Annotated in this window: 5 protein-coding genes; all 5 read left to right on the top strand. The window is 31.9% G+C overall.

Annotated features, from left to right (window positions below; all coding sequences use genetic code 11):
* Positions 1–763: 763 nt before the first annotated feature.
* The 5 genes from D5281_RS23840 to D5281_RS23860 all read left to right on the top strand — a co-directional run bounded on the left by D5281_RS23840 (position 764) and on the right by D5281_RS23860 (position 5,224).
* Positions 764–1,882, top strand: coding sequence for a hypothetical protein (locus D5281_RS23840; protein WP_160562385.1), 1,119 nt, complete (start codon positions 764–766; stop codon positions 1,880–1,882).
* A 21-nt stretch (positions 1,883–1,903) separates the two neighbouring features.
* On the top strand, positions 1,904–2,095 hold the full coding sequence (locus D5281_RS23845) for a hypothetical protein (protein ID WP_160562386.1): 192 nt from the start codon (positions 1,904–1,906) through the stop codon (positions 2,093–2,095).
* 19 nt (positions 2,096–2,114) lie between these two features.
* Positions 2,115–2,555, top strand: a complete 441-nt coding sequence (locus D5281_RS23850) for a hypothetical protein (protein WP_160562387.1) — start codon at positions 2,115–2,117, stop codon at positions 2,553–2,555.
* A 166-nt stretch (positions 2,556–2,721) separates the two neighbouring features.
* Positions 2,722–3,990 carry a toll/interleukin-1 receptor domain-containing protein gene (locus D5281_RS23855; protein WP_160562388.1) on the top strand — a complete coding sequence of 423 codons (1,269 nt, stop codon included), beginning with the start codon at positions 2,722–2,724 and terminating at the stop codon, positions 3,988–3,990.
* A 244-nt stretch (positions 3,991–4,234) separates the two neighbouring features.
* Positions 4,235–5,224, top strand: a complete 990-nt coding sequence (locus tag D5281_RS23860; RefSeq protein WP_160562389.1) for a restriction endonuclease — start codon at positions 4,235–4,237, stop codon at positions 5,222–5,224.
* Positions 5,225–5,476: the final 252 nt, after the last annotated feature.

Raw genomic sequence — 5,476 nt, forward strand, 5'->3', positions numbered from 1 at the left:
ACAACGGCTGCTGCCAGCGTAGATATTATAGGTGGGTGGTATTTCAACATATACTGTAGTTCTGTGAGACGGTGGTTCCTCGCGAGTAACTGGTGTGTACCTATGGGTACGGTTGTTATACAAGTGTACTTGAAGTACAGTTGTTATTATGGTTAGACGGTTTTGTCCATTTAAGTAAACTGGCTAAGTTAAACTTAGACGCACATAAGTGTGCGAAAATATGTCCAATTTTATGAATGTTTAAAACCAAAAATCGCCTGTCCCGATTTTAGACATTCGAAAGTGCAGAGTATACACTTTAGAAAATTGAAAAAGCAAACGGTTTAAAACGTTTGGTGTATAAGGATTTATAAAGTGAACCGTTTGTATCGTTTGAGTTTTCAACGATAAGCCTAAATGGGTGTTACCTATAGCGATGGGTTTAAACTCAACGCCTATAAGGGGATGAGTTTCTCAGAAGTGTGTAAATACTTTAAAAGGTTTGGATTATATCATTCCCCCACAAGTGGAGGAAGTCAGCGTCTCCCGTTTTGGTGCCGCTATATAACGTTTTCGCAGAATTGAGTTTTCGTCATTGAGAACGAAAATATACAACCGAATATAGCATTTTGCAGAGACAGTATGAATCAATCGTATTGTCTCTTTTATTATGAATAGTGATTCGGAGCATACAAATCGGGATGCTCAATTATTAGCTGACCACAAAATTGTGGTAAGTTATCTAAAATCATATCGAAATTGAAAGGATTTATTATAAGCAACTATGAATACAGAAATTATCAAAGAAAACACAGAAACAACAGAATCAAAAATGCAATTTATCTTAGATGAAAATGGTGAACTACAGGAAATATCAAAGGATAAATGCAGAATAGTAGAATATCCAATCAAATATAAACTGAAAAATGCTTTTGAGGTATTTGTGCGTGTAGATGGCACTGAAAATTACTGGATCAGTAATTATGGAAGATGCGTAAACAATCATCGTGCAGAAAATTCATTTTATAAGCACAAAGAGGGTAAATGTCATTATACAATATTTGAGATTGAGCGTTATGAGGTAAAGAATAAAAAGGGAAAACCAACAGGAGAGATTGCAGAAAACCGATATAAGCGAGAGACTACGCCAGAGGATTTAGTAGTTGATGCTTTTCTTGTCAAATATAAAGGCAGATTCAAAGTATGGCACAAAGACGGTGATGAATCAAATAATTGGTATAAGAATCTTTTGACTGTCACGCCTGATGATTATAAAAATCTCAAATCTGGTAAGATTACATGGCAGGAATTGAATCTGGAACAGGAATACATAGAATATGTGAACAAAGCCAGTTATCATGCTTATACAGTATACAATGGTGTTTTGGCAAGGTGCAAATCTACAGAAGCAACGGATTCCATACATAAATGCTACAATAAATCCTCTATGTGGGAAGTATGGCTGAAGAATCCAAAGGCATTTGTTAAATGGTATCTTGAACATTATTATGAGTGTGGGGATGAAGAAATGGATGTTGACAAGGATTTATTTGGTGATGGTTCCGGCATGTATCATGAAGATTTTTGCTGTATCTTGCCAAAGGGATTAAATACGATGCTTGCCAATGCGAAAAAGCATTATAAAGAAGGAGAAACGCCTGATAATGTGCTTCCGTTAGGTGTAAGCTATAACAGTAAGACAGGCAAATATACAGGTTCGATTCAGTTTACAGGTGCAGAAAAGCCGATACCGCTGTCTGAGTGGGATACAGAGGAGGAAGCATTTGAGGAATATAGAGTTCTGAAAAGGGCAGATATATTGATTGTAGCTGCTAAGTATAAGAACAGCATACCAGATTATATCTATGACAGATTATTGACGGTAGAAGTAAAACCATATTAAATTTTAGGAGGACATTTTACAATGACAGATTTTGAAAAGAAGATTAAAACAAAACTGATTGAAGATGAATATGCGGAGAAATTTCACCGATTAGATACGGAGGCATCTATAGCGCATATCAACCATGATAATCAGGAATTATGCAGGATCAATGAGAAACGGGTACAGCTTGAAGCAGAGATGCAAGTTGAAAAGAATTTATTAGGATTTTAAGATTGGAGGATATTTTACAATGAACAAAACAAATACAACAGAATCTACATTAAATATGATTAAATCAGTATGTGCGGAGCGTGACCGTAAGGAACGTGACAGGCTAATGGCAAACAGGTTTGAAATGGATAAGAGAGAAGAAGCCGAAAGGGAAAGAGTGCAACATAGTAATGACCTTCTTAATTCTTATATTGAAAAAGCAATGGCGAGAGAAAATCAGCAGAAAGAGAAACATAATCAGACCTTACAGAATATCCATGATGAGAGTGTGAAAAGAAAGTCAGAAGACGTATATAGAACAAAAGAGATGGTAAGTGCAGTAAACAGAGGTATCAGAAATGCAGAGAAAAAAGAAGAAGATAGTAAATCATGGGATGCTTTTATGGAGAGGAATAAGAGATTGCTTGATAAGGGGATAGAAGCAGTAAAGAGGGAACGGAATAGGACTTATTTTAGTTGATGGGTTGAGTTGTGTAGGGTGATTTATTATGAGGCATATCAGATAGGGTGGACTTATCTGGTATGCCTTATTTTTTACGATTTGGTTGAAAATACTTTGAATTCCAAGTACAATAGGATTAAATAGTTAATTTGAAATATATTGTACTGTTTTGTAGGGGGATTGTATGAATAGTAACATTTCAATATTTATATCTTATTCGTGGAATGATGCAGGGTTTATAGATGAACTTGATAAAAAATTACAAGCATATGGTTATAAAGTTAAAAGAGATATAAGAGATGCAGAATATGCACAAAGCATTAAAGAATTTATGAAAAGAATAAGAAAAACTGATTATTCTATTATCGTTTTGAGCGATAGTTTTTTAAAATCTGAAAATTGTATGCGTGAAATATTAGAGTTCATTAAGGATGATGATTATAAAAATAGAATAATACCGATTATATTAGAATCTGCTAGGGAGATTTGGAGTGTTAATAAGGGGATAAATTATACGATTTATTGGAAAAATAGGGAAAAAGAATTTATAGAGCAGTTGCTGTTGATTGATGAGGAAAGTAAAAGCGGTTATATAGAAGAATTAAAACATATTTCTCTAATTAAGGATTCTATTGGTGAAATATTAAAGACTTTTAGAGATATGAAGATGTTTGTTAAGGATGATAATTGTGATTTGAGTGATGAGATTATTAGATACATTAAAAAAAAAACAAAAATTAGCACTAGATTGATGTATTTAATATGTACAGCGTTTATTATTTTTTTAATATGGATGGTAGTTTCACGTTATGAGGTTAAAGATAATAAAATATCAGGCTTTAAAGAGGACTTTGAAACTGATGTTCAATTAGATATTAAAACAAATCAAGAGGACTTCAAAGATATAATTTATTTTACAAATAATACATTTATTGATTGGGGAAATCAGGACATAATAAATGGAGAGGTTATAAAAGAAATTAAAAAATTAGAGAATGAACGTAAAATGAATACTTATAGTGAGTATGCACCAAATGAAACAAAAGATAAAGTAATTAAAATAATGAATTTAATATCATATTATCGTGACAGGGATAAAAATACTCCACTTTCGGAAGTAGAGTCTGCTGAAATAGAATATGTTATTAATGAATTGAGTGATATTTATGCATCATTCCCTGATTATGAGTTAGCAATGTGGCTAAGCAATGCATATGAACTCAAAGCTCTCTATTATGATTATTCATATTATGAATACGTTATTAAATATTCTCTTGAAGTCTTTGAGTTTGAAGGCGTATCATGGAAAGAAAAGGAGCAGATATTAATTGGAATTAGATTCTGCTATGAAGATTTATGTTCGTTTTATGAAAATGATGTAGATTTTAGTACAAAAATTTATAAGTTATCTATTGCTTTTGATTTTGCAGCAAAGTATACAATATTATTATGAAATATTTTCTGAATAGCGTATAATCTTATGGTACTTAAAATTTCTGGATAGAAATATCACTTTATGGCTATATTGGATAACACAATTTATCTGATATAGCTATTTTTTTACCGATTTATTAAACCAGAATAGATACTGAAAATCATTGATTGCAAGAGTGATATTTAGTATAATGTATGATGTTGGTTAGTAAACAAATATGATAAGGTGTGGTTTATCAGATAAAGTAAAAGGAATGATTCTTATGGGTAATGATATAAATTCTCTTAGTGGAATAGAGTTTGAAAACATATGCAAAAATCTGATAGAAAACATGGGATTCTCTGTAGAAACCACTAAGGCAAGTGGTGACGGTGGAATTGATCTGATTGCCTATAATCATGAACCTGTTTTATCTGGTAAATATATTATTCAGTGTAAGCGATATTCTGGTAGTGTTGGAGAACCGATTATCAGAGATTTATACGGTGTAATCACTTCTGAAAGAGCAAATAAAGGTATTCTTATGACTACGGGATATTTTACAAAGAGTGCTATTGCTTTTGCTGAAGATAAACCTATTGAGTTGATAGATGGGGAACAGTTGAATGCTTTATTGAAAAGACATGGTGTGTCAATAGGTGCGTTTTCGACTGTCAGTAATAAAGATGTTATAAGGATTGAGCAGGAGATTGATAATTGCAATTTAGAATTTAGGAAAAGTTATAACCGTTTTGACAGTGAGATGAATGTGCTTTTATTTTCTGTGGATGATGAAGAATTATATGATGATATATCAGCAAAATATGTTACTCTTAGGTTATATGAGATAGCACAAGTGGTAAATTGTTCTTTGCAAGGAACTTCAAAAGAGATTGTTATTTTTAAGAAACTGTTAAAAGATATGCACATTGTAAGTAATGATGATAGCGAATATCAAATGATATATCGTAAATTTCTTGATAATACAGACAATTACCGTACAATTATGCAGAATACAGCAATGTCAAATGAAGATGAATTAATGGGTGGATTTTGGCTTGATTTGATGGTTGCCGCTGGTGATTATAATGAGAATGAAACATTGAAAAATATAATTGATTATCATAAAGAATATTTAGATGAACTTGCGAAAATTATCTGGTATTTTGTGAGACAAGATTCATTTACAGAAAAATATTGTATTCTTGATGGGTGGTTAGAGAATTACAAAAATGAACTTGATTTAATAAAGGAAACTATTGATGAGTGCTGATATTTTGGCGTTATAGGTGCTTATAATCAATGGTACATCTTTAAATTTCAGATGAAATAGCCATATGGGATAAATCGCTTGGCTGATTGTGTTGCGGTTGAAATTTAAAGGTGTATATTAGATTATCAGCATTATTAAAGGCTTATTTCTATATAGGTTATACCCTTATATATGAGATTTTGAGTCTGTGAAAAAAAGTCTGTAAATATTTCATAAGAATAAGGTCTTCTATGATAAAATCTAAATCATAGG

The organism is Parablautia muri (assembly GCF_009917485.1).
In the GTDB taxonomy this organism is placed as follows: Bacteria; Bacillota; Clostridia; order Lachnospirales; family Lachnospiraceae; genus Suilimivivens; species Suilimivivens muri.